Genomic DNA, 23,372 nt, shown 5'->3' with positions numbered 1-23,372 from the left:
AGTCGTTGTCAGACAAGGCGAGTGACCTCTTTTCGGATGACCGAGTAGACGGTGACGTCGGCGGCGATCTCTCGCGCGGCCTTGACGCCGTCCTCGTCGGGTTCGGTCCCGAAGACCACGGCGGCCTCGAGTGTGTCGGCCCCGGCCGCGAAGGCCTGGGCCACTGCGGCTTGGAGCGCCGAGAGGCGCAGCGAAGCCAGGTCGACCGCCGCCGAGGCATAGGTGCGGCCGATGCCGTCGCGGACTGCCGCGCCGGTGGTCTGCTGAACCCGTCCGGCCGCCCCTCGGGCGAGCGTGACGAGCTTCGCGTCCTCGGCGTCGAGCGCTTCGACGGTCAGGTCAGACATTGATCTTGTGCCTCTCATCGTTCGTGGCGGCCGCGTCGCGCGCGGCGGTGTCATCGGCCTCGGGCAGCCGGGAGATCCGCACCGTCTCGATGCGGTTGCGGCGGCCAACGGTACCCTCCGCGGTCAGTTCGAGACCGGCAAGGAGGGCGCGGTCACCGGCGAGCGGGACCTTGCCCAGTTCGCGGGCGAGCAGGCCGGCGACGGTGTCGACGTCGGCCTCGGGCAGGTCCACGGCGAACAGCTCGGCGAGGTCCTCGACCGAGAGCCGGGCGGTGACCCGCGCCGTCCGGTCGTCCAGCCACGCGACCGGCGGCAGCTCGTTGTCGTACTCGTCGGTGATCTCGCCGACGATCTCCTCCAGGATGTCCTCGATGGTGACCAGGCCGGCGGTGCCGCCGTACTCGTCCACGACCATCGCGATGTGGATGCGCGCGGTCTGCATCTCGCGCAGCAGGTCGTCCACGGGTTTGGAGTCGGGGACGAAGGACACCGAGCGCATCACCTCGGAGACCGGCGGGTTGACGCCTGCTTCCAGGCGGGCGAGGTCCTTGAGATAGGCCACGCCGCGCACGTCGTCCAGGTCCTCGCCGACCACGGGGATCCGCGAGAAGCCCGAGCGCAGTGCGACCTGCTCGGCCTCGGCCGCGGAGACGTCGGAGTCGACCCACACCATCGCGGTGCGCGGCACCATGACCTCGCGGGCGACGGTGTCGCCGAGGGCGAAGACGGACTCGATCATGTCCCGCTCGTCGTGGTCGACGGTGCCCGAGGCCTCGGCGGCGTCGACCATCTCGCGGATCTCGATCTGGGAGGTCGCGAACGGCCCCTCGCGGAAACCGCGGCCGGGCGTGACGGCATTGCCCACCAGGATGAGCAGCCGTGCCAGCGGACCGAGCGCGACGCCGAGGAGGTAGACCGGGCCGGACGCGGCCAGCGCGATCGGGTAGGCGTGCTGGCGGCCGATGGTGCGGGGGCCGACGCCGATGGCCACGAAGGACACGACGGTCATGATGGCGGCGGCGACGGCGACCGCGGCCCAGGATTCGTCCCAGGTCTCGAAGGCGACGACGGCGACCAGTGCGATGGCGGCGGCCTCGCAGGCGACTCGCAGCAGTATGAGCAGGTTGAGGTATTTGGGCAGGTCCTCGGTGATGCGCACGAGGACGGGGGCGCCGCGGCGGTGCTGTTCGGCCAGTTCGGCCGAGCGGGCGGGCGAGACTTCGGTGAGCGCGGAGTCGACCATCGCGGCGAGTCCGGCGAGTGCGATGAGTGCGGCGGCTGCCACCAGGAGCGCGTATGAGACGCCCATGAGTTCGTCCTAACTCTCTGCGGCCGAAGCGGCCCGCTGTTTGGCGCGCCAGGCGTCGAGGAGCCGGTTCTGGAGTCCGAACATCTCTTTGGCCTGTTCGGGTTCGGCGTGGTCGTAGCCGAGGATGTGGAGAACGCCGTGCACGGTGAGCATGTGGAGCTCGTCGGCGGTGGAGTGCCCGGCCTCTTTGGCCTGGGTCTCGGCGACGTCGGGCGAGAGCACGAGGTCGCCGAGCACGGGCGTGCCCGGCTCGGAGGAGTCCGGGCGGGCGGGCATGGCGTCGTCCATGGGGAAGGAGAGCACGTCGGTGGGCCCGGTGCCGCCCATCCAGCGGCGATTGAGCTCGGTCATGTGCTCGATGTCCACGATGAGGATCGAGAGTTCGGCGAGCGGGTTGACGCCCATCTCGTTCAGGGCGAAGTCGGCTACGGCGCAGATGCCGTTCTCGTCGACTTCGGTGCCGGACTCGTTAATGATCTCGATTCCCACTGTTTCCTCTGTGTCGTTTTCCCTGGTCACCCTTTTTGGCGTCCCATTTCTCGTAGGCATTCACGATATCGCTGACCAGCTGGTGCCGGACGACATCGTTGGCGTTGAGCATGGTGAAGTGGACGTCCTCAACCCCGTCCAGGATGTGCCGCACGACGCGGAGCCCGGAGGTGGCGTTGCCGGGCAGGTCGATCTGGGTGATGTCGCCGGTCACGACGATCTTGGACCCGAATCCGAGCCTGGTGAGGAACATCTTCATCTGCTCGGGCGTGGTGTTTTGAGCTTCATCGAGAATGATAAATGCATCATTAAGTGTTCTACCCCTCATGTACGCCAGGGGGGCGACCTCGATCGTGCCGGCCTCCATGAGTTTGGGGATGGAGGCGGGGTCGATCATGTCGTGGAGCGCGTCGTAGAGCGGGCGCAGGTAGGGGTCGATCTTCTCGCCGAGGGTGCCGGGGAGGAAGCCGAGTTTCTCGCCGGCTTCGACGGCGGGGCGGGTGAGGATGATCCGGGTGACTTCCTTGGCCTGGAGGGCCTGGACGGCCTTGGCCATGGCGAGGTAGGTCTTGCCGGTGCCGGCGGGTCCGATGCCGAAGACGATGGTGTGGCTGTCGATCGCTTCGACGTAGCGCTGCTGTCCGAGGGTCTTGGGGCGGATATTGCGGCCGCGCCGGGAGACGATGTTCTTGGTGAGCACGTCGACCGGCCGCTCCTGGGGAGCGCTCTCGATCATGTCCTCGGCTCGTCGGATGATGTCGGTATCGACGTTCTCGCCGTTTTCAACCAAGGCGAGCAGCTCCTTCACAAGGCGTTCGGCGGAATGGATTTCACCGTTGACGCCGGTGAGGGTGATGGTGTCTCCCCGGACGTGGACGTCGACTCCGGGGTGGCGGCGCTCGATGTAGCGCAGGTTCTCGTCCGCGCGTCCGAGCAGGGCCATGAGCGCCTGCTGGTCGCTGACGGTGATCGTGGAGGTGATCCGGCCGGTTTCAGCTCGATCCGTCATAGGCTTCGCCCGCGAAGGGCTGTTCGCCACCTGCTTCCCCTGGGAGTCCGGCGACGGCCCCTCGGCCGTCGCTTGTGATGCCTCAATGGTAGTTCCTGGCTACGACACAAGACAACGCGTAATCGCTCACGCGCGGCGGTCTCAGACCGCCAGCATCGGTCCGAGCGGTTTGCCGCCGAAGACGTGGAAGTGGACGTGGAAGACCTCTTGGCCCGCGTTCGCGCCGGAGTTGGCCAGCAGGCGCCAGCCGGACTCGGTGGCGCCGTCGGCATCGGCGACGTCGGCGGCGACGGCGAGGACCTCCCCGGCCAGCGCGGGGTCGGCGCGCGAGAGCTCGGCGACGTTCGCGTAGTGGTCTTTGGGAATGACCAGGACGTGTGTGGGCGCCTTCGGGTTGAGGTCCCGGAAGGCCAGGACGCGCTCGGTCTCGCGGACCTTCGTGGAGGGGATGTCCCCGGCGACGATCTTGCAGAACAGGCAATCTGAGTCGTTCATGCCCGAAACCTTACCTACCAGCGGCTGAAGCGGGCCTGAAGGACGGCCGCGGCGGCGGGTCCGGCGGTGGAGGTGCGGAGGACGGTGTCACCCAGGCGGATCGGTTCCCCGAACTCTTTGAGTGCGGAGAGTTCGTCGGGGCTGATGGAGCCTTCGGGGCCGATGACGATCGCGACTTCGCCGGTCGGGGCGAGCTCGACCTTGGACAGTGGCAGCCTCGCCGCTTCGTGGAGGACGAGGACTTGGGCGGCCTGGCGGAGGCGGGTGATGAGCTGTTTGGTGGTGTGGAGTTCGGCGACGTGGGCGAGGCGGGCGCGGCGGGCCTGTTTGGAGGCTTCGCGGGCGGTGGAGACCCATTTGCCGCGGGCCTTGTCGCCGCGCGGGCCCTTCCACTGGACGATGGAGCGGGAGGCGGCCCACGGGATGATCTCGTCTACGCCGATCTCGGTGAGCATCTGGACGGCCCGCTCGCCGCGGTCGCCCTTGGGGAGGGCCTGGACGACGGTGAGTTTCGGGTCGGGGGCGGGGAGGGTGCGCCGGGCGAGGATTTCGAGGCGCAGCGAGCCGCGTTCGACGGTGGTCACGCGGGCGTCGGCGAGGCCGCCGGCGCCGTCGGAGAGCAGCAGCGTCTCGCCGGGTTGGAGGCGCTGCACGTCGGCGGCGTGGTGCCCTTCGGGCCCGTCGAGGGTGTATTCGCCTTCGCCGGGAAGGGCTTCGACGAGGAAGACCGGATCGCTCACCTGGGTCCTGTTCCGTTGCTGGTTGCTGACCGGGGCAAGCCTAACGGAGGAAGTCGTGCGCGCGGTCCCAGCGGATGCGCGCGGTGGCGTGGCGGTACATCTCGCCGCCGAGGACGCCCTGCTTCCGCTTGAGGAAGCCCTGCGGGAGGTGGAACGGGGCGAGGTCGATGTAGCCGTCCTTGTCGGACGGCGGGCTCCACCAGGAGGCGTCGACCGGGACGCGCCAGTGGGCCTCCCGGGGCGCCTGGGTCGTGCACTTGAGCACCCAGTAGCCGGTGCCGGAGTAGCCGATGATCAGGCAGGGCCTTTCCTTCAACTGCGAGGGGTCGTCCTGGTGCGGGAAGTCGGCCCACCAGCGCTCGGTGACCTGCGGGCCGTCCGGTGGGGGCGGCACGTCCCGCCGTGCCTCGCGGGTCCCAGATGTCGACCGGTACAAGTGGACGACAAAGATGGCGATCACGCCGACTACGGCGATCAGGCAGAGGGTTCCGGTGAGGGATTCGATGAGGTTGTTCATCACCGCACCGGAGTGTAGCAGCGTTCGCGTTCGGGCGGAATACGCGCGAGCGGCGACGATCGCCGCTTTGCGGCGATCGTCGCCGTTCAGGCGTGGCCGTTAAACGCATCTCTCATTCTTGAAAAAAAACCGGAACCGGTTTTGATCTCCCGGATCTCTTCGTCGCGGAGGATGGCGAGCTTCTTGAGCAGTTCTTCCTGTTCGGCGTCGACCTTGGTGGGCGTTCGCACGTCGAGTTCGACGTAGAGGTCGCCGCGGATGCCGCCGCCGCGGAGCTTCGGGACGCCTTGGCCGCGGACCTTCTTGACGGTGCCGGGCTGGGTGCCGGCCGCGACGTCGACCTCGACCTGCTCGTCCAGGGTGTGGACGTTGAGTTTGGTGCCGAGGGCGGCCTGGGTCATGGGGACGCGGACGCGGCAGTGCAGGTCGGCGCCTTCGCGGGTGAAGATCTCGTGGGGCTTCTCGTGGACTTCGACGTAGAGGTCGCCGGCGGGGCCGCCGCCGGGGCCGACTTCGCCTTCGCCGGAGAGGCGGATGCGCATGCCGTCCTCGACGCCCGCGGGGACCTTGACGGTGATGCGCCGACGCGAGCGGACGCGGCCTTCGCCGCCGCACTTGCGGCACGGGTCGGTGATGATGCTGCCGTAGCCGGAGCAGGCCGAGCAGGGGCGGGCGGTGCGGACCTGGCCGAGGATCGTGCGCTGCACGACGTGGACCTCTCCGGAGCCGCCGCAGGTGGTGCAGGTCTGGGGGTCGGCGTCGCCCTCGGTGCAGGAGCCTTCGCATTCGTCGCAGAGGACGGCGGTGTCGACGGCGAGGGTCGACTCGGTGCCGAAGGCGACTTCTTCGAGGTCGAGGTCGAGGCGCAGCAGCGCGTCGTTGCCGGCGCGGGTGCGCGAGCGGGGCCCGCGCCTGCCGAATCCGCCCATGGATCCACCGAAGAAGGCGTCCATGATGTCTTCGAAGCCCATGAACGGCTGCCCGGGCGCCCCGCCGCCGCCGGCCATGCGGTCGAACGGGTCGCCGCCGGCGTCGACGATCGCGCGCTTCTGGGGGTCCATGAGGACCTCGAAGGCGGCGTTGATCTCCTGGAGCCGCGCCTCGGCGTCGGGCTCGTCGCTGACGTCGGGGTGGTATTTGCGCGCCAGCTTGCGGTACGCCTTCTTGAGCTCGTCCTCGGTGGCGTTCTTCTCCACACCCAGGATGCCGTAGTAGTCCTTTGCCACGTGCGCTCTCATTGTCCCTTTGTCAGCGGTTCTGTTCCAAAATCTCGGACACGTACCGGGCGACGGCGCGGACAGCCGCGATCGTGCCCGGATAGTCCATGCGGGTGGGCCCGAGCACACCCATGTGCCCGACGACGGCGCCGGGACCGTACCCGGCGGCGACGACGGCAGTCTCGCGGAAGTCGGCGATCTCGTTCTCGTCGCCGATGCGGACGGTGAGGAGGGCGCCGGAGCCGGCGTCGGTGCGGCCGAGCAGCTGCATGAGCACGACCTCCTCCTCCAGGGCTTCGAGGATGGGCCGAAGCGAGCCGGCGAAGTACCCGCCGTTGCGGGTCAGGTTCGCGGCTCCGGCGACGGCGACGCGCTCCTCGGTGCGGGAGACGACGGTGTCCAGCAGGACCCGCGCGAGCGCCGAGGTGGTGGTCTTGAGTTCGGGCCGGGCCAGTTCGGTCAGGCTGCCGATGGCCTTGGGGGCGTCGGTGAGCGGCTTGCCCTGGAGCTGCTCGTTGATGAGGCGGCGCAGTTCGAGCACGTCGCCCTCGCCGAGTTCGGCGGGCGCCTCGAACTGGCGCTGCTCGACCCGGCCGGTGTCGGTGATCATGACGAGCATGAGCCGCTGCGGGGAGAGCGAGACGAGTTCGAGATGGCGCACCGCGGAGCGGTTCAGGCTCGGGTACTGGACGACGGCGACCTGGTGGGTCAACTGGGCGAGCAGCCTGGTCGTGCGGGTGACGACGTCGTCGAGGTCGATGGCCTCGGCGAGGAAGCGGTGCACGGCGCGCCGCTCGGCGACCGAGAGCGGCTTGATCTTGCCGAGCCGGTCCACGAACAGCCGGTAGCCCTTGACGGTCGGGATGCGCCCGGCCGAGGTGTGCGGCTGGTGAATGTAGCCGGCCTCTTCGAGGTAGGCCATGTCGTTGCGGACGGTCGCGGCCGACACCCCGAGGGCGTGGCGCTGCGCGACGGCCTTGGACCCGACCGGTTCCTGCGTGGCGACGTAGTCCTCGACGATGGCACGCAGCACTTCAAGCTTGCGATCGTCCATCGCGCCACGTCCCTTCGCTCAGTACCGATGCAGTTGGTGCTCACCGTGCCGGACTCCAGTTTGGCACTCCCCGGCTAGGAGTGCCAGTCCAGGGGCGGCCGGGGCGCGCCGCGAGTGGCGTCAAGCACTCGGTATGACGAGTGCGCCGTCGTCGTCGACAGTCACTCCCGCGTCCCCGAAATCCCCGGCCAGGTCGTTGAGCGAGGCGATCGCGGTGCCCTCGGAGTCCAGTTGCGGGTTGCCGTCCGAGTCCATCTTGCTGGGCACGATCTGGCCGCTCTGGATGGCGCCCTCCTCGTCCAGGGTCACCTTGAGGATCCCGGAGATGCCGAGGGGCCCGTCGATGCTGAACAGGTTCTGGCCGCCTCCGAAGTTGCCCAGCGAGTAGGCGATGAGCTTGCCGTTGTAGACCTCCATGCCGCGCAGGACGTGCGGTCCGTGGCCGACGACGAGGTCGGCGCCGGCGTCGACGCAGGCGTGCGTGAACGCCCGGGTGTCGCCGCGGTCCTCACCGAAGTAGATCTCGGAGCCCTCGGGGGTGTGCTGCTGGTCGGAGCCTTCGGCACCCAGGTGGGCGGTGGCGACGACCAGGTCGGCCTGGGACTTCGCCTCCGCCACCAGCGCGGCGACCGCTTCGAGGTCGCGCACGTCGGTGTAGAAGTCGTAGGGCGCGAAACCGACGATGCCGACGGTGAGGCCGTTCTCGACCTCGACGTAGGCGACCTCGCCTTTGACGCCGGCGACCTCCATGCCGGCGTCGCGGATCGCGGTCTGGGTCTCGGCGGCGCCGTCGGGGCCGGCGTCCCAGCCGTGGTTGTTGGCCTGGTTGAGCGCGTGGAAGCCCGCGTCGGCGAATATGTGGGCGTACTCGCCCGGCAGCCGGAAGTAGTAGGCGTCGCAGCCGCCGCACTTGTCGTATTCGAGGGTCGACAGGGCGCCCTCCAGGTTGGCGATGACGACGTCTCCGGTGAACTCGTCCTTCACGCCGTCGAAGAAGCTCGCGCCCTCGTCGTCGGGGAGCTGGTTGGGGTGGGAGCCCGGCATGGTGTCGCCGACGTGGGTGATGGTGATGGTGCGCGGCTCCGAAGGGGAGGGGGACTCCTCGACCGTCTGCACCTCCTCGCCACCGCCGCCACCGGTGTCGGTGGGCTCCTCCTCGGAGCAGGCGGCTACGGCGGCGACGCTTCCCAGCGAGGCGGCGAGGAGGCCGCGGCGGCGCAGGGAAGGGGTACTGGGGAGTGGGCTTCGCATGGGTGTGAGCTCCGGGGATAACGCAGGGGTGTCGGATGTATTGATCAGGCCGTGAGGTCCCTCACGACCGCATCGGCCAGGAGCCGTCCCCGCAGCGTGAGCTGGAGGCGGCCCGCCTCGATGACGGCCAGGCCGTCGTCGGCGGCCCGCTGGGCGGCGGCCTCGCCATTCGTACGCAGCAACGTTACCGGCAGACCGCCGGACAGTCGCGTGCGCAGCATCACCTGTTCGAGATACCGGTCGTCTTCCGTCAGGGTTTCGTACCCGGCGAGCGGAATATCCTGCGCCAGCGCGGTCGCGTACGTCGAGGGGTGCTTGTGGTTCCACCAGCGGACGCCGGGCAGGTGGGAGTGGGCGCCCGGGCCCGCGCCCCACCAGTGCCCGCCCTCCCAGTACAGGAGGTTGTGGCGGCAGCGGGCTTCGTCACTGCGGGCCCAGTTGGAGACCTCATACCAGGAGAACCCGGCCGCGCTCAGGGCCGCCTCGGCCGCGAGGTAGCGGTCGGCGGCGACGTCGTCGGAGGGCTGCGGGACAGTGCCGGCGCGAATGCGGCGGGCCAGCTGGGTGCCGTCCTCGACTATGAGGGCGTAGGCCGAGACGTGGTCGACGCCGGAGTCGATGGCGGCGGCGAGGCTCGCGGCGAAGTCGGCCTCGGTCTCCCCGGGCGTGCCGTAGATGAGGTCGAGGCTGACGTGCTCGAATCCGGCCTTGTGCGCGTATTCGACGGCGGCCAGGGCTTTGGCCGGGGAGTGTTCGCGGTCGAGGATCTTGAGCACGTGCGATGAGGTCGACTGCATGCCGACGGACAGTCGCGTGAAGCCGCCGTCGAACAGCTCGGCGAGGTAGTCGGCGTCGACGGATTCGGGGTTGGCCTCGGTGGTGACTTCGGCGCCGCGCGCGAGCCCGAAGGCGGCGTCGATCTCGGCCAGGATCGCGGCCAGGTCCCCGGCCGGCAGGAGCGTCGGGGTGCCGCCGCCGAAGAAGACGGTGTCGACGCGCGGAGGCGAGTCACGGTGCTCATCGTTCACTCCGCTGCGCTGCGTGAACCGCGCCGCCGCCGCCCGGATCTCGGCCCGCACGATGCTCGCGTACGTCTCCCGCGAGACCCCGGCGCCCAGTTCAGAGGCCGTGTAGGTGTTGAAGTCGCAGTAGCCGCAGCGCGAGACGCAGAACGGGATGTGCACGTAGAGACCGAACCCGTCCCGGGCGGTCTCGGGGGAATTCGCGGCGGCGGTAATGACTTCGGAGGACACGCCCACTACGGTACTGGCGTGGACAGCAACGACGCTCTCATCCGATACCAGGACGCCCACAAGGTGGCCCTGATAACCCTCGACGCGCCCCAGCGGCGCAATGCCCTCTCCACCTCGATGATCGCCCAGATCCGCGAGGCACTGGCGCGGGCGCGGTCCGACGAGCGGAAACGGGTGGTCGTGATCGACCATGCCGGGCCCTGGTTCTGCGCCGGCGCCGACCTGGCCGAATCGGCCCGCGCCACCCGGTTGGAGGAGCTGCCCGCCGCGCATCTGGCCGAGCTCCTGGCCGACATCTGCGAGTCCCCCAAACCCGTCGTCGCGGTCGCCAGGGGCGGGGCGCGGGGCGGCGGCGTGGGCCTCCTGGCCGCCGCCGACCTGGTCGTGAGCGACTACCGGGCCGAGTTCGCCTTCAGCGAGGTCCGCCTCGGCGTGGTCCCGGCCGTGATCGGTCCCGTGGTGGCGCGCAAGCTGACACGGGGCTTGATGCGGCGGCTGTTCATGACGGGCGAGTCGTTCTCGGCGGTCGACGGCGTCGGCTGGGGCCTGGTCACGAAGGCGACGGCGCCGGACTCGGTCGAGCGCCACCAGGCCGACACCGTCGAGAAGCTCCTGGCGGGCGGGCCGAAGGCGCTCGCCGGTGTCAAGGCTCTCACCGCCACCCCCGGGCTGCGGGACGAACTCCGTTCGGCCGCAGCCGTAACGGCCGAGTACTTCTTCTCCGAAGAGGGCCGCGAAGGTGTCCGTTCGTTCATTGAGAAGTCGTCGCCACCCTGGGTAGATTAGGTCGCCACCGTTCTATTCGGAGGCACCTTGCGCACTGTTCCAGTCCTGCTGTCGCTCGCGCTCCTCGCCGGAGTCGCGGCCTGCGCCGACGATCCGATCGACGACCTGTTCACCCCGGCCCCGACCGGCTGCTTCATCGGCGAGGGCGCCGAGCAGGTCCACCTGACTGCCGAGCAGACCTACCACGCGGCCACCATTGCCGCGGTGGGCCAGCGCGACGGGATGGACGAGCGGGCCGTCGCGGTCGCCGTCGCCACCGCGATGCAGGAGTCCGAGCTGGTCAATGTCGACTACGGCGACCACGATTCGCTCGGTCTGTTCCAGCAGCGGCCCTCGTCGGGTTGGGGCACCGAGGAGGAGATCCTCGACCCCGTCTACGCGTCGTTCAAGTTCTACGAGAAGCTGCGCCGCATCGACGGCTGGCAGGAGATGGAGATCGGCGATGCCGCGCAGGCGGTCCAGGTGAGCGCCTATCCCGACGCCTACGCCCAGTGGGAGTCCGACGCGCTCGCCATAGCGGCCGTCTTCGCCGGCGGCGCCGAGGCCGGAATGACGTGCATCGCCTCGAACGGGGAGGACTCGGTCGACGCGCAGGCGCTGGCCGAGGCGCACGCGCACCAGTGGGGTACTGATGCCACAGTGGAGGACCTCACGATCGCGATCGAGACGGATGGCGATTCGGGTTGGAACCGGGCGGCGTGGGCGGTGGCGAAGTCCTATGAGTTCGGGATCGCGTCGGTCGAATTCGGTGGCATGCGGTGGGAGCCGGGCGAGGAGGGCTGGGCCGCGCCGGATTCGGAGGCCGCGGAGGTCACGGAGTCCGCCACCAGCGATTCCACTGTGTTCATTACCCTGATTGCCCCGGAGTAGCTGAACTGTCACCTTTCGTGCCGGTGAACGGGCCCGTTCACCGGTGCGCCATGTTCTGCGGCGGTTCATCGAAGCGCTATTCGCGTTTCGTGGTGGCCTCATTCGCGCTTGTTGGGCTGGAAGCGTCAACCCGCCTTCCCCCGCAAGCGAGGTCTCCACATGCGTCTTTCCCGCCGCACCCTGCTCACTTCCTCCGCGGCCGGCGCCGCCATCGCCGTTCCCTCCGCCGGTTGGGCCGAAACCCGCCGCCACGCCACCGTCACCTCCGATCCGTTCACTTTGGGCGTCGCCTCGGGCGACCCGACCCCCGACGGGGTGGTGCTGTGGACGCGCCTGGCCGTCGACCCGCTCGCCGAGGACGGCATGGGCGGCATGCCCGACGCGTCCTTGGACGTGAAGTGGGAGGTCTCCACCAGCAAGCGCTTCAACCGCCGTGTCGCCTCCGGCACGGAGGAGGCCAGCCCCGAGTGGGGCCACAGCGTCCACATCGAACTCGACGATCTGGAGCCGGACACCAAGTACTACTACCGGTTCAAGACCGGCCGGTGGGTCTCCGCGACCGGGACGACCCGCACCGCCCCGGCGGCGGGAGACATGCCCGAGTCGCTGACGATGGCGTTCGCCTCGTGCGCGCAGTACGAGCACGGCTTCTTCAACGCCTACCGGCGCCTGGCCGAGACCAAGCCCGACCTGGTGCTCCACCTGGGCGACTACCAGTACGAGTACACGAAGAACACGTACGTCTCCCCCGACGGCAATGTCCGCGACCACGAGGGACCCGAGACGACCACCCTGGCCGGCTACCGCCAGCGCCACGCGCAGTACAAGGCCGATGAGGACCTGCAGGCGGCGCACGCGGTGGCGCCGTGGCTGGTGGTCTTCGACGACCACGAGGTGGACAACAACTGGGCCGACGAGGTCTACGAGCACCCCGAGATCCCCCAGCCGGACTTCCTGGCCCGCCGCGAGGCCGCGTTCCGGGCGTACTGGGAGAACATGCCGCTGCGCCGCTCCTCGCTGCCGTCGGGCATCGACATGCTGGCGTACCGGCGCATCCAGTGGGGACAGCTGGCGAACTTCCACATGCTCGACACGCGTCAGTACCGCGACGACCAGGCCTGCGGCGACGGCGCGCAGACCGACTGCGCCGAGGCCTCCGACCCGGAGCGCACCATCACCGGCCAGGAGCAGGAGGACTGGCTGCTGGACGGGCTGCACGAGTCCGAGCAGCGGTGGGACGTGATCGGCCAGCAGGTGTTCTTCTCCCGGCGCGACAGCATCGCCGGCGACTCGGAGCGGGTGAGCATGGACGCCTGGGACGGCTACCAGGGGTCGCAGGAGCGGATCACGCAGGGCATGATCGATTCGGGCGCGCTCAACCCGGTGGTGCTGACCGGCGACGTGCACCGGCACTGGGCGAGCGAGATCAAGTCCGATTGGGACGACCCGGACTCGGCGGGCGTCGGCGTGGAGCTGGTGTGCTCGTCGATCACGTCGGGCGGCAACGGCACCGACGAGGTGCCCTCGGACCACAACGACCTCAAGGTCAACCCGCACATCAAGTTCCGCAACTCCCAGCGCGGGTTCGTGACCACCCTGATCACGCCCGACCAGCTGGACGTGGACTTCCAGGTCGTCCCGCGAGTGACCTCGGTGGACTCGGCGGTGCACATCCGCCGCTCCTACTCCGTGGCCAGCGGGGACCGCACCCTGCACGAGACGTACGACCGCCCGGTGGACGAAAGCTCGATCCAGTCGGACGAGACGTACAACCCCGAGACCGCCGACGACCTGCTGTAGCCGCAGTCTTTGCTGATCCCAGTCCCACATGGGAAAAGGGCCGGCCCCGACGCGGGAGCGTCGGGGCCGGTTCGATCGGACCTGTCTAGTCCTCGTCGGTCCGGAGGGCCTTGATGAAGGCGTCCTGCGGGACTTCGACGCGGCCGATGTTCTTCATGCGCTTCTTGCCCTCCTTCTGCTTCTCGAGGAGCTTGCGCTTTCGCGAGATGTCGCCGCCGTAGCACTTGGCGAGGACGTCCTTTCGCATGGCGCGGATGTTCTCGCGGGCGATGATGCGCGATCCGATGGCGGCCTGGATGGGCACCTCGAACTGCTGGCGCGGAATGAGCTTCTTGAGCCGTTCGGCGAGCTTGACGCCGTAGCCGTAGGCCTGGTCCCGGTGGACGACCGCGGCGAAGGCGTCGACCCGCTCGCCCTGGAGGAGGATGTCGACCTTGACCAGGTCGGCCTCCTGGCCGCCCTCGATCTCGTAGTCGAGCGAGGCGTAGCCCTTGGAGCGGGACTTGAGCTGGTCGAAGAAGTCGAAGACGATCTCGGCCAATGGCAGGGTGTATCGGATCTCGACCCGATCGGTCGAGAGGTAGTCCATGCCCTCTTGAACGCCGCGCCGCTGCTGGCACAGCTCCATGACCGTTCCGATGTATTCCTTCGGGGTCAGGATGGTGGCCTTGACGACCGGCTCGGTGATGGACCGGGTCTTGCCCTCGGGGAACTCCGAGGGGTTGGTGACCTCGATGATCTCGCCGTCCTCCATCGTGACCTGGTAGACCACGTTGGGGGCGGTCGAGATCAGGTCGAGGTCGAACTCGCGTTCCAGGCGCTCGCGGATGATCTCCAGGTGGAGCAGGCCGAGGAAACCGACGCGGAAGCCGAAGCCGAGCGCGGCGGAGGTCTCGGGCTCGAACTGGAGGGCGGCGTCGTTGAGCTGGAGCTTGTCGAGCGCTTCGCGGAGGTTGCCGTAGTCGGAGCCGTCGATCGGGTAGAGCCCGGAGAACACCATCGGCTTGGCCTCGGTGTAGCCGGGCAGCGCCTCGGCGGCGGGTTTGCGCAGGTTGGTGACGGTGTCACCGACCTTGGACTGGCGCACGTCCTTGACGCCGGTGATGAGGTAGCCGACCTCGCCGACGCCGAGGGCCTTGGACGGCACCGGCTCGGGGCTGATGACGCCGATCTCCAGCAGCTCGTGGTCGGCGCGGGTCGACATCATCTGGATGCGGTCGCGGGCGCTGAGCTTGCCGTCGATGACGCGGATGTAGGTGACGACGCCGCGGTAGACGTCGTAGACGGAGTCGAAGATCATGGCGCGGGCGGGAGCGTCGGCATTGCCGACCGGGGGCGGGATCTGCTCGACGATCGCGTCGAGCAGCTCGGCGACGCCCTCGCCGGTCTTGCCCGAGACGCGGAAGACGTCCTCGGGTTCGCAGCCGATGAGGTTGGCCAGCTCGGCGGCGTACCGGTCGGGGTCGGCCGAGGGCAGGTCGATCTTGTTGAGGACGGGGATGATCGTCATGTCGTTGCCCATCGCCAGATACAGGTTGGCGAGGGTCTGCGCCTCGATGCCCTGCGCGGCGTCGACCAGCAGGACCGCGCCTTCGCAGGCGGCGAGCGAGCGGGAGACCTCGTAGGTGAAGTCGACGTGGCCGGGCGTGTCGATCATATTGAGCGTGAAGCCGCCGCCTTCGGCCTCGCCCGAGCGCGCCTTCCACGGCATCCGGACGGCCTGGGACTTGACGGTGATGCCGCGCTCGCGCTCGATGTCCATCCGGTCGAGGTACTGCGCGCGCATCTTGCGTGCGTCGACGACCTCGGTGATCTGCAGCATGCGGTCGGCCAGGGTGGATTTACCGTGGTCGATGTGCGCGATGATGCAGAAGTTCCGGATCGACTCCGGAGCGGTCGAACCTGGCGCGTTCGTCACGTTGGCCTTCCTTGCTCGTGTGGGGTGGGCGCTCCAATTCTGCCTTACCGGTCGACGTATCCCCGCTCACCCGTGGCAAAAGGCCGCCCCCACCACGCCGCCGTTCCAGATCCTATAGGATATATCCTATAGGATCTGGTATTCGGTGCGACGCCGCGGAGGCGACCCTGACTCGCGTATATCTAAACGGCGACCCCGACCGGTTCCGAGGCATCGGCTCCGACGGCCTTCACCTTGGCGCGGACGGCGCCGATGGTGAACAGGACGATCCCGCCGGCCAGCCAGGAGGCGAGCACGACCACGGCGGTGGTGGCGCCGTAGTTGTCGAAGAACGCCACGGACTTCAACAGGGTGGCCCCTGCTCCCGGTGTCAGGAACTGCCCGAACTCGCCCCACGGGGCGGGCAGCATCTCCGGCCCGGTAACCATGCCCGACAGCGGATTGCCGACCAGCATGATCGTGGCCGCGCCGAGGATCAAACCGATGCGGCCGAAGACCTTCTGCAACCCGAGCACCGCCCAGGCCGCCGCCAGCAGGGTGAGCGACACCGCCCCGGCGACGACCAGGTAGTCGCCCTCGATGGCCTCGAGGACGTAGAGCAGCAGCGCCGCAACGGTCGCGCCGACGGCCAGCGGCGCGAGGACCGCACCGACGATCTGGCGACCCGAACCGCGCACGTTCATGCCCAGGAGCGCGGCGATGATGATCCCGCCGACGGCCATCGGGAACGCCGAGGCGCCCAGTCCGGCTCCGTTGGGGTCGTTCGCGGGCAGCGGGGCGACGTCCTCGGTGGTGACCGTGACGCTGCCGGGCTGCCCGGCCTGCTCGCCCATGCCGGCCGCGATCTGGTCGGCGATCCCGCCGACCAGGCGGGCGATGCCCGGGGAGGCCGCCGAGGCGGTGTAGAGGTTCACACCGTCGGGGCCGATCGCCAGCGCGGCGTAGACCTCGCGTTGCTCGATCATCTCGATGGCCGCGTCGGCGTCGGCCGCCGAGATGACGTCGAAGCCGTCGGGCTGGGCCTCGTCGAGCTGCCCGGCGACCTGGTCCGCGGCCTCGGGCGGGCCGACGACGGCGATCGGGACCTCGCCCGGGCCCATGTCGGTCGAGGGCCAGGCGAAGGCGAGGGTGATGACGCCGACGAGGACGGCCAGGCCGAGGCTGATGCCGAGGACCTTGCCGACGGGGGTGCGGGCGGGTGTGGGTGTGGTGGGTGCGGTTTCCATGTTCGCTTCCATTCGTCCGTAAGATACGGCTCGTATCTAAGCTATGATCTAGGTATAGCATAAGAAACTGCTCGTATCTAGAGGGGGCTCGATGGGGCGCGAACCCGCGGCCAGACGCCGGGGCAAGGAACTCGAAGAGGCGATCTACCAGGCCGTCTGGGACGAACTCCAGGAAGTGGGCTTCACGAAGCTCACGATGGACGGCGTCGCCAAACGGGCCGGCACCAGCAAACCGGTCCTCTACCGGCGCTGGCCGGGACGGATCGAGCTCCTGGCCGCCGCCGCGGTGCACTTCATGCCGGACCGCGAATCGATCCCCGACACCGGTTCGATCCGGGACGACACCGTGGCCTTGCTCTCCCTCATGCGCACCCGGATGCTCACGCTCGGCCGGTCGCCGATGCTCGGCCTGCTCATCCACGTGAGCCAACAGCCCGAGGCCGAGGAGTCCCATTTCCTGGAGCAGCTCCAACGAAATATCCGGAACCTCATGACCAATGTGGTGATCGCGCGCGCCCTCGAACGCGGCGAAGCCACCCCCGAGCAGTTGAACGACCGGCTGCAAATGCTGCCGATCGACTTGGCGCGCAGCCAGTTCCTCCTCACCGGCGATCTCCCCGAGGGGGCGATCACCGAGATCGTCGACGACGTGTTCATGCCCGCGCTGGCGGGCCGGGCGGGTCAGGTGCGCGACAGCGGGGCTCGCCCCGGGCGGGAAGGCAAGTGACCTGGTGTAATCTGGCTCGCGGTCAGACTCCCGAGCCGTGTACGTCGCTCGGCTTCTGCTAACGTTGATCGTCGCGCGGTGCTGTCATTTGCCCGACGCGATTCTGTAAGGAACCAAGTAATCACGAGACTGAGGCTTCACGCGTGGCGAACATTAAGTCCAAGGAAAAGCGCATTCTGACGAACGAGAAGCGCCGGATGCGTAACAAGGCCGTGAAGTCGTCGCTGAAGACCGCCGTCCGGAAGTACCGTGAGGCTGCGGCCACCGGTGACGTCACCGCCGCCGAATCCCACCTGCGCGCCGCCAGCCGTGAGCTGGACAAGGCCGCCACCAAGGGTGTCATTCACAAGAACCAGGCCGCCCAGCGCAAGTCCAAGCTGGCCGCGTCCTACAACAAGCTGGCCAGCGCCGCGTAAAGCGGGCCCGCCCAGCACACAAGCTTTAGAGACCCTGACGGGCCCTCCCGTCGGGGTCTTCGGCTTGCCTTCGTAAGCCTTGTCGGAGGGCGGGCTGTCAGCGGTCGACGGTGCCGGCGATGAAGTCGTTGAGCTTCACCATCGCGGCCACCGCCAGCGGCAGCACCGGCACGACCCACCACGACACCAGCTCGGTGAGCGCCATGAGCAGTCCGAGCGCGATCGAGCCCTCGAAGAACACCACGCACCAGGCATGGGACAAGTACAGGTTCCGCAGGCGCAGCGCCCGTGAGTACCAAGGACGTTTGGGACGGCTCACACGGCCGTGACGATACTCAGACACCTCCACCCGTCTCCCCGCGCATAAGGTCGAACCGGCCCTCGGGCAGTCCCGCGCCGTCCATCTCCTCCGTGGTCCCGAACCGGGCCGAGAACCGCCGGGTCATCGGCCACCGCTCAATCGTGTGATCTTCAGGATCGCGTGTTCCAGGGCCCAGGCCCGGTCGTCGGCGCCGCCCTTGACGTCGCCGTTGAGCTTGGCGCACACCCGCATCGCCTCGGCCAGCCCGTCCGCGGTCCAGGTGCGGGCCTGGCGGCGGGCCTTGTCGATCTGCCACGGCGCCATGCCGAGCTGGCCGGCCAACTGGTTCGCCCCGCCCCGCTCTGCGGCCACCCGTGAGAGGTTGCGCACCGCCATGGCGAGCGCGTCGGCGATCGGAACGGGGTCCACGCCGACCTGCATGGCCCATCGCAGCGCCCCCAGGGCCTCGCCAGCGTTCCCGGCCACGGCGGCATCGGCGACGCTGAAGCCGGTGACCTCGGCGCGGCCCGAGTAGTACTGCGCCACGGTGTCCACTGTGATATTGCCCTCGGTGTCGGATACGAGCTGGGCGCTCGCCGAGGCGAGCTCGCGCAGGTCAGAGCCGACGGCCTGAATGATGGTGTCGGCGATCTCGGCTGAGGCCGAACGGGGCGAGGCCCCCGCGGCGCGCAGCTCGCCGCGCACGAACGCGACCCGGTCGGGTTGGCGCTTGATCTTGGAGGCGCGAACCAGGTCGACATCGAGCTTCTTGAGCCCTTCGGCGAGGGCCTTGCCCTTGTTGCCGCCGTTGTGGCACACCGCGAGGTAGATGTCGGGTGCCGGCTGCTTCGCGTAGGCGAGGATCGCGGCGATGGTGTCCTTGTCGGCGTCGTGGGCCGAGGCGATGACGGCGACGACCGCGCCGCCGAACAGCGTCGGACTGGTCAGCTCGGCAATAGCACCGGCGGTGAGCTCACCGCCGGTGATGCGGTTGACCGCCGGCGGGGGGTCGGAGGATGGGAACTCGGCGCGAACCGCCGCAATGTATTCGGCGGCGGCCCGCTCGGCGAGGAATTCGTCGTCGCCCAGCACCAGGCGAATCGATTGGAGTGCAGCCACCACACCATCCTCCCACGCGCACGGCGGCCCGCCCCGGTTCGACCACGCGAACGTCGCCCGCAAGACCCCCGCGTCCAGCGCCGCAGCCCGTTCCGGCCCGAAACGCCGCCTTTGCCGTTCACTCGATCGGCATCGCCAGGTGTTCGTCCCTCGGAAGGTCCCAGTTCGTCTCATGCTGCCCCACATCCCTTCGTCCACCACAGCTCCGGCAAGGAGCTGGGGGTGCTGCCATGTCTCCACCGGCGCCATTCGAGGCGCCGTCCGCCACCGCCGCTTTCACTGCCTGCTTTCGGGCATCGGCCGCGCGCGTCCGTGCCCTTCAATGCCGCGCTCTCCCGGATGAGGACGTACCCCCGCGCGTGGTGCGCGTCCTTGAACGCGAGCGCCAGGTTGGCGACCTCGTCCCATAAACTCCCGCGTGCGTCCAGGCGCTTCTCCCCCCTTCCCCTTCCCCTTGCCCACCCACCGCCACCGCCTCCGATTTCCTAACCGCCTCCTCTCTCGGTCGTCACCTGAAACTCGTCGCCGTTGCGGGCGACGGTTATCCGCCCCGATTCATCGGTGCGGAAGACCAAACTCCCGGCATCCCTCAACAGGGCCAACGGCCCCGGGTCGGGGTGGCCGTAGTCGTTGTCCTGTCCCACTCCGACCAGCGCCACCGTCGGGTCCACCGCCGCCAGGAACTCGGCGTCCTGGAATGCCGAACCGTGGTGCGGGAGCTTGAGCACTTCCGCTTCCAGCCGCCCCGCCCCGAGGAGCGCTCTTTGGCCCTCCAGCTCCACGTCACCGGTCAGCAGCACGCTCGAACCGGCCACCTCCGCGCGAAGCGCCACCGAGTTGTTGTTCGGGTCCGAGCGCGTCCCGCTCAATGCCAACTCGGGCGGCGCCAGCACCTCCAATCGCGTCGCCCCAAATCGGAACTCCTGGCCGGGCACCGCATCCAGCATCGGAATTTCTCCGGCGGCCTCGCTCACCAGCTCGAAGCCGTACGCGGCCTCACCCGGCGGCGGCGCCAAGATCGCATCCACCTCCCGGTCCTCCACCACCCCGCCGATCCCGGCCGTGTGGTCGATATGGAAGTGGGACAACACCAGCAGCGCGATCCGATCGACCCCCAGGTCGTCAAGGCAGGCGTCCACCAGCGCCGCATCGGGACCGACATCGACCACCACCACCGCCTCCCCGGCGGGCAGCACCAGCGCATCTCCCTGCCCCACATCGCACATCGTCACTACCCAGCCCGACGGCGGACCGCCCCTGATCAGGCAGGCCGGGAGCATCCCCAACGCCGCCACCGCGATCAAGGCCAGCAACGGCCTGCGCAGCCGCCGGACGTGCAGCAGCCCGATCACGAACGCCAAGCAGAGCGCCGCGAGCAGGCCCCACCACAACCCCTTGGGCCACGGCAGCATCGCGCCCGGCACGTCCGCCCCGGTCTGGGCCAGCCACACCAGCCAGCGCGCCGGGATCGCCGCCAATCGGGCCCACCACTCCCCCGCGGGCAGCCACACCGCCGCCATGACCGCCGCGAGCACCGACAGCACCACCACCGGCGCGGCCACCAACGCCGCCAGCAGGTTCACCGGGATCGACACCAGGCTGATCCCGCCGACCAGCATCACCAGCAGCGGCGTCACCGCCACCTGGGTCGCGGCCGGAATCGTGACCGCCAGCGCCACCGGTTGCGGCCAGCCCCGGTGCTCCAGCGGCTTCGCCCACCTGAACGCCAGGAGCAGCAGCCCGGCACACGCCGCCACCGAGAGCGCGAACCCCGGCTGCGCGGCCATGTCCGGATCGACCAGGACCAGCACCAACACGGCGGTGGCGAGCGCCGGCATCGCCGCCGCTGGCCGCCCGGCCGCCAAGGCCAGCAGCATCATGCCGGCCATGACCGCCGCCCGCAGCACGCTCGGCTGCGGCCCGGCGATGAGCACGATCGCCGCAATGGCGATGGCGCCGACCGCGACCCGCGCCCGAGGCCCGGCCCGGAAGAGCAGGGCGACCGCGAGTGCCGCGCCGACCACCAGGCTCAGGTGGTATCCGGACACGACCACCAAGTGCACCAGTCCGGTGGTGCGGAAGTCCGCGGCGAGCCCGGCATCCATTCCGGTCGCGTCGCCGACCGCCAGCGCCGGAATCAGTCCCGACTCCGGCTCGGGCGCTGCGGCCGCAGCCTCGGTGAGCCGGTCCCTGACGTGGTCGGCCAGGAGGTACGGCGCCGCCGACCGACCCTCGGGCTCGGGCGGACCCCGCGCGCTGACCACGGCCGCGGTCAGGCGCCCCGGATCGGCCTCCCGCAGGACCGCGTCCACGCCGATCCGCTGCCCTGCGATGACTTCGGACCATTCCTCCCCGCTGCCGACCAGCAGGACCCGCCAGTTCCCCTGGAGCTCGCGCTCGTCCTCGGTGAAGCCCCGCAGGTGGGCACTGGCGGTGTAGACGCCGGGGCTGCGGGTGGAGGGTTTGGGGACGGTGTCTACGACGAGCTCGGCATTGCCGCCGGCTTCGGCCTGTACCAGGCGCTGGAGATCGTCGTCGTCGCGTACGTGGGTGTGGACGGAGGTGACGGCGGCGGCGAGCGCGCCGCCGAAGGCGACCGTGGCGAATGCCGCGGCGGCACCGCAGTCCCTTTTGATGCCCAGCCTTTTGAGGTCCAGCCATTTGAAGCCCAGCAGCGCCATTGCGGCGAGGCCGCACGCGGTGAAGACTCCGGTGAAGGCGGTGCCGTAGAGCCCGGCCAAGGCCGCGGCCCAGGCACCGATGGCGGCCAAGGGAAGTCGCCAGTCCCGGCGAACGACGGCCGCCGCATCCCGGTGGCCTTCCGCGAAGGTCGTCACAGCGTCACCTGGTCCCGGATCTGCTCCAGCAGGGCCGGCCCGATACCGCTGACCTCCGTCAGCTCATCCACTGATTGGAAGCTGCCGTTGTCCTCCCGGTAGGTGACGATCCGTTCCGCCAGCACCGGGCCGATGCCCTTCAAGGCATCGAGGGCGGTCGCATCGGCCACATTGATATTGACCAGATTCCCCGCCGAGGCACCGCCACCCGTCTCGCCCTCCCCTGTGGCCGCTTCGCCGCCGGGGGCCGCCTCGGTCTCGGTGACCGCCACCAGGTCACCGTCGGCGACCACCCGCGCCAGGTTGAGGAACCCCGGATCCGCTCCTTCGGCCAGGCCCCCGGCGGCCTCGATCGCATCGGCGACCCGCGCACCGGACTCCAATTCCACGATGCCCGGCTCATTCACGGCGCCGGCCACCGACACCACGATCATCTCCGGCGCCGCGGCCGTCTCGACCGGTGCCGCGGGAACGGTGGCGGCCGGTTCCGTTTTCGGCCACGACAACACCGTGACCGACAATCCGACCGCGGCGACAACGATCGCCACCCCCGCCAGCACCCACCGATTGACATGGGACAGACCGAGACGGGCCTGAAGTTTTTCGGCGCGGTCGGCCACACCGCTCCGCACCGGGGAATCGTCGACAGAGGTGCGTTCGGGCTCGACATCGGGTTCGGCAGCGATCTCGCCGTCGCTCGCGTCGACAGTCTCCCGGCACACCGGGTCCCGCGGTGGCGGAGCATCGGCCTGGTCGAGTTTGAGGCGGAGCCTCGCGGCGAGGGCCGCGGGCTCGATTTGGTTTCGGCGTTCCATACCCAGCTCAACGAGCAGGGGGTACGGCCGTGACCGACTATTTTTCGGCCTGTGGATAACTCGGAAAACCCTGTGGATAACCACGATCGGAGTGGACGATCACTCCCCCGGGCTGTCACACTGCGCCGCTGCGCCTCAGGCCAATCGCCTGGTGACGACCCCGACCAGTCCGGGACCGCAGTGAGCACCGATCGCGGCGCCGACCTCGACCACATCCATGCGGCGCAAACGCTCGCCGAACCGCTCGCGCAGCCAGCCCGCGAGGGCCTCGGCGCGCCGCTCGGCCCCCAGGTGGTGCACGGTCATCTCGACGGGGGCCTCCCCGGCGTCGGACACCGCGAGGGCGGCCAGCCGCTGCAGCCCGCGGGTCGGCGTCCGCACCTTCTCGATCATGTCGATGCGCCCGTCGTCAACGCCCAGAATCGGTTTCACCGACAGCGCGGTCCCGACGAACGCCTTGGCGGCGCTGATCCGGCCGCCGCGCCGCAGATGTTCGAGGGTGTCGAGGTAGAAGTAGGTGGTCGTCCGGGCGATGGTCTCCTGCGCGGCGGCCGCGCAGGCCAGCTGATCGGCGCCCTTCGCGGCCGCGTCCAGGGCCGCGAGCGCCGGGTACCCGATGCCCATGCCGGCCCCCAGCGAGTCGACCACCGCGACCCGCCCGCCGAATCCGGCGGCAGCGGCCTCAGCCGCGGCCACCGTCCCCGAGAGCTTCCCGGACAGGTGCACCGACACGATTCCCGACGCGCCCTCGTCCAGTAGCCGGTTATAGGTCTCGCGCAGCAGTTCCGGCGCGAGCCGCGACGTAGTCACCTGACCGCCGTCACGCAGCGCCTTCACCACCTCGTCGGAACCGACCTCGCCCACGCGACTGGGTTT

At 69.3% G+C, this 23,372-nt stretch carries 23 protein-coding genes; 5 read left to right on the top strand and 18 right to left on the bottom strand.

Annotated elements, in window-relative coordinates; all coding sequences use genetic code 11:
- Positions 1-8: 8 nt before the first annotated feature.
- The 11 genes from FAB82_RS12980 to hemW form a co-directional block, all read right to left on the bottom strand.
- Positions 9-347, bottom strand: coding sequence for a cytidine deaminase (locus FAB82_RS12980; RefSeq protein WP_136534960.1), 339 nt, complete (start codon positions 345-347; stop codon positions 9-11).
- A complete protein-coding gene (locus FAB82_RS12975) occupies positions 340-1,656 on the bottom strand; it encodes a hemolysin family protein (RefSeq protein ID WP_136534959.1) in 1,317 nt (438 codons plus the stop codon). The genes FAB82_RS12980 and FAB82_RS12975 overlap by 8 nt, the downstream gene beginning before the upstream one ends.
- Before the next feature lie 9 nt (positions 1,657-1,665).
- Complete coding sequence (ybeY, locus tag FAB82_RS12970) at positions 1,666-2,145, bottom strand: rRNA maturation RNase YbeY (protein WP_136534958.1); 480 nt, start codon at positions 2,143-2,145, stop codon at positions 1,666-1,668.
- Positions 2,126-3,154: a PhoH family protein gene (locus tag FAB82_RS12965; RefSeq protein WP_136534957.1), complete on the bottom strand. Its 1,029-nt coding sequence runs from the start codon at positions 3,152-3,154 to the stop codon at positions 2,126-2,128. Before FAB82_RS12965 ends, ybeY begins: the two co-directional genes overlap by 20 nt.
- A gap of 141 nt (positions 3,155-3,295) precedes the next feature.
- A complete protein-coding gene (locus FAB82_RS12960) occupies positions 3,296-3,649 on the bottom strand; it encodes a histidine triad nucleotide-binding protein (protein WP_136534956.1) in 354 nt (117 codons plus the stop codon).
- A gap of 14 nt (positions 3,650-3,663) precedes the next feature.
- Positions 3,664-4,389 carry a 16S rRNA (uracil(1498)-N(3))-methyltransferase gene (locus FAB82_RS12955; protein WP_136534955.1) on the bottom strand — a complete coding sequence of 242 codons (726 nt, stop codon included), beginning with the start codon at positions 4,387-4,389 and terminating at the stop codon, positions 3,664-3,666.
- Between the two features lie 40 nt (positions 4,390-4,429).
- Positions 4,430-4,906: a hypothetical protein gene (locus FAB82_RS12950; RefSeq protein ID WP_136534954.1), complete on the bottom strand. Its 477-nt coding sequence runs from the start codon at positions 4,904-4,906 to the stop codon at positions 4,430-4,432.
- An 86-nt stretch (positions 4,907-4,992) separates the two neighbouring features.
- Positions 4,993-6,132 (bottom strand): molecular chaperone DnaJ, encoded by a 1,140-nt coding sequence (gene dnaJ / locus FAB82_RS12945; RefSeq protein WP_136534993.1) that lies wholly within the window; start codon positions 6,130-6,132, stop codon positions 4,993-4,995.
- Between the two features lie 22 nt (positions 6,133-6,154).
- Positions 6,155-7,177 carry a heat-inducible transcriptional repressor HrcA gene (gene hrcA, locus FAB82_RS12940; RefSeq protein WP_136534953.1) on the bottom strand — a complete coding sequence of 341 codons (1,023 nt, stop codon included), beginning with the start codon at positions 7,175-7,177 and terminating at the stop codon, positions 6,155-6,157.
- 120 nt (positions 7,178-7,297) lie between these two features.
- Complete coding sequence (locus FAB82_RS12935) at positions 7,298-8,428, bottom strand: CapA family protein (protein WP_136534952.1); 1,131 nt, start codon at positions 8,426-8,428, stop codon at positions 7,298-7,300.
- Positions 8,429-8,472: 44 nt separating this feature from the next.
- Positions 8,473-9,681, bottom strand: coding sequence for a radical SAM family heme chaperone HemW (gene hemW, locus FAB82_RS12930; protein ID WP_246039629.1), 1,209 nt, complete (start codon positions 9,679-9,681; stop codon positions 8,473-8,475).
- A gap of 18 nt (positions 9,682-9,699) precedes the next feature.
- Between hemW and FAB82_RS12925 the strand changes: the two genes are divergently transcribed.
- The 3 genes from FAB82_RS12925 (at position 9,700) to FAB82_RS12915 (ending at position 13,137) form a co-directional block, all read left to right on the top strand.
- Positions 9,700-10,467, top strand: a complete 768-nt coding sequence (locus FAB82_RS12925; protein ID WP_168801579.1) for an enoyl-CoA hydratase-related protein — start codon at positions 9,700-9,702, stop codon at positions 10,465-10,467.
- Between the two features lie 27 nt (positions 10,468-10,494).
- Entirely contained in the window at positions 10,495-11,337 is an 843-nt protein-coding gene (locus tag FAB82_RS12920) for a hypothetical protein (RefSeq protein WP_136534949.1), read from the top strand.
- Positions 11,338-11,496: 159 nt separating this feature from the next.
- Positions 11,497-13,137, top strand: a complete 1,641-nt coding sequence (locus tag FAB82_RS12915) for an alkaline phosphatase D family protein (RefSeq protein ID WP_136534948.1) — start codon at positions 11,497-11,499, stop codon at positions 13,135-13,137.
- An 85-nt stretch (positions 13,138-13,222) separates the two neighbouring features.
- On the opposite strand, the gene lepA is transcribed toward FAB82_RS12915, so the two are convergent.
- Together lepA and FAB82_RS27525 are read right to left on the bottom strand one after the other, a co-directional pair.
- Entirely contained in the window at positions 13,223-15,055 is a 1,833-nt protein-coding gene (lepA, locus tag FAB82_RS12910; protein WP_136534947.1) for a translation elongation factor 4, read from the bottom strand.
- Between the two features lie 182 nt (positions 15,056-15,237).
- Positions 15,238-16,281 carry a hypothetical protein gene (locus FAB82_RS27525; RefSeq protein WP_211116572.1) on the bottom strand — a complete coding sequence of 348 codons (1,044 nt, stop codon included), beginning with the start codon at positions 16,279-16,281 and terminating at the stop codon, positions 15,238-15,240.
- Between the two features lie 91 nt (positions 16,282-16,372).
- Between FAB82_RS27525 and FAB82_RS12900 the strand changes: the two genes are divergently transcribed.
- Together FAB82_RS12900 and rpsT are read left to right on the top strand one after the other, a co-directional pair.
- Positions 16,373-17,008 carry a TetR/AcrR family transcriptional regulator gene (locus tag FAB82_RS12900; RefSeq protein ID WP_136534946.1) on the top strand — a complete coding sequence of 212 codons (636 nt, stop codon included), beginning with the start codon at positions 16,373-16,375 and terminating at the stop codon, positions 17,006-17,008.
- A gap of 143 nt (positions 17,009-17,151) precedes the next feature.
- Positions 17,152-17,424 carry a 30S ribosomal protein S20 gene (gene rpsT, locus FAB82_RS12895; RefSeq protein ID WP_136534945.1) on the top strand — a complete coding sequence of 91 codons (273 nt, stop codon included), beginning with the start codon at positions 17,152-17,154 and terminating at the stop codon, positions 17,422-17,424.
- A 97-nt stretch (positions 17,425-17,521) separates the two neighbouring features.
- Here rpsT and FAB82_RS12890 read toward each other — a convergent pair whose 3' ends face one another.
- The 5 genes from FAB82_RS12890 to FAB82_RS12870 all read right to left on the bottom strand — a co-directional run.
- Complete coding sequence (locus FAB82_RS12890) at positions 17,522-17,743, bottom strand: hypothetical protein (RefSeq protein WP_136534944.1); 222 nt, start codon at positions 17,741-17,743, stop codon at positions 17,522-17,524.
- Positions 17,744-17,866: 123 nt separating this feature from the next.
- Positions 17,867-18,847: a DNA polymerase III subunit delta gene (holA, locus tag FAB82_RS12885; RefSeq protein ID WP_136534943.1), complete on the bottom strand. Its 981-nt coding sequence runs from the start codon at positions 18,845-18,847 to the stop codon at positions 17,867-17,869.
- Positions 18,848-19,329: 482 nt separating this feature from the next.
- Positions 19,330-21,681, bottom strand: a complete 2,352-nt coding sequence (locus FAB82_RS12880) for a ComEC/Rec2 family competence protein (protein WP_136534942.1) — start codon at positions 21,679-21,681, stop codon at positions 19,330-19,332.
- Complete coding sequence (locus tag FAB82_RS12875; protein WP_136534941.1) at positions 21,678-22,496, bottom strand: helix-hairpin-helix domain-containing protein; 819 nt, start codon at positions 22,494-22,496, stop codon at positions 21,678-21,680. Before FAB82_RS12875 ends, FAB82_RS12880 begins: the two co-directional genes overlap by 4 nt.
- 135 nt (positions 22,497-22,631) lie before the next feature.
- Positions 22,632-23,372, bottom strand: a 741-nt coding sequence (locus FAB82_RS12870; RefSeq protein ID WP_136534992.1) for a DegV family protein, incomplete at its 5' end; no start/stop codon positions are given.

The organism is Glycomyces buryatensis, assembly GCF_004912275.1.
In the GTDB taxonomy this organism is placed as follows: Bacteria; Actinomycetota; Actinomycetes; order Mycobacteriales; family Micromonosporaceae; genus Glycomyces; species Glycomyces buryatensis.
This window is presented reverse-complemented; position numbering and strand designations above follow the sequence as displayed.

What these genes read in the sequence shown, in the direction of transcription:
- FAB82_RS12960 (WP_136534956.1), bottom strand. Translation starts at nt 3,649, where the DNA reads ATGAACGACTCAGATTGCCTGTTCTGCAAGATCGTCGCCGGGGACATC.
- FAB82_RS12900 (WP_136534946.1), top strand. Translation starts at nt 16,373, where the DNA reads ATGGGGCGCGAACCCGCGGCCAGACGCCGGGGCAAGGAACTCGAAGAG.
- hrcA (WP_136534953.1), bottom strand. Translation starts at nt 7,177, where the DNA reads ATGGACGATCGCAAGCTTGAAGTGCTGCGTGCCATCGTCGAGGACTAC.
- FAB82_RS12975 (WP_136534959.1), bottom strand. Translation starts at nt 1,656, where the DNA reads ATGGGCGTCTCATACGCGCTCCTGGTGGCAGCCGCCGCACTCATCGCA.
- FAB82_RS27525 (WP_211116572.1), bottom strand. Translation starts at nt 16,281, where the DNA reads ATGGAAACCGCACCCACCACACCCACACCCGCCCGCACCCCCGTCGGC.
- FAB82_RS12965 (WP_136534957.1), bottom strand. Translation starts at nt 3,154, where the DNA reads ATGACGGATCGAGCTGAAACCGGCCGGATCACCTCCACGATCACCGTC.
- FAB82_RS12875 (WP_136534941.1), bottom strand. Translation starts at nt 22,496, where the DNA reads ATGGAACGCCGAAACCAAATCGAGCCCGCGGCCCTCGCCGCGAGGCTC.
- FAB82_RS12915 (WP_136534948.1), top strand. Translation starts at nt 11,497, where the DNA reads ATGCGTCTTTCCCGCCGCACCCTGCTCACTTCCTCCGCGGCCGGCGCC.
- FAB82_RS12950 (WP_136534954.1), bottom strand. Translation starts at nt 4,906, where the DNA reads ATGAACAACCTCATCGAATCCCTCACCGGAACCCTCTGCCTGATCGCC.
- FAB82_RS12980 (WP_136534960.1), bottom strand. Translation starts at nt 347, where the DNA reads ATGTCTGACCTGACCGTCGAAGCGCTCGACGCCGAGGACGCGAAGCTC.
- FAB82_RS12935 (WP_136534952.1), bottom strand. Translation starts at nt 8,428, where the DNA reads ATGCGAAGCCCACTCCCCAGTACCCCTTCCCTGCGCCGCCGCGGCCTC.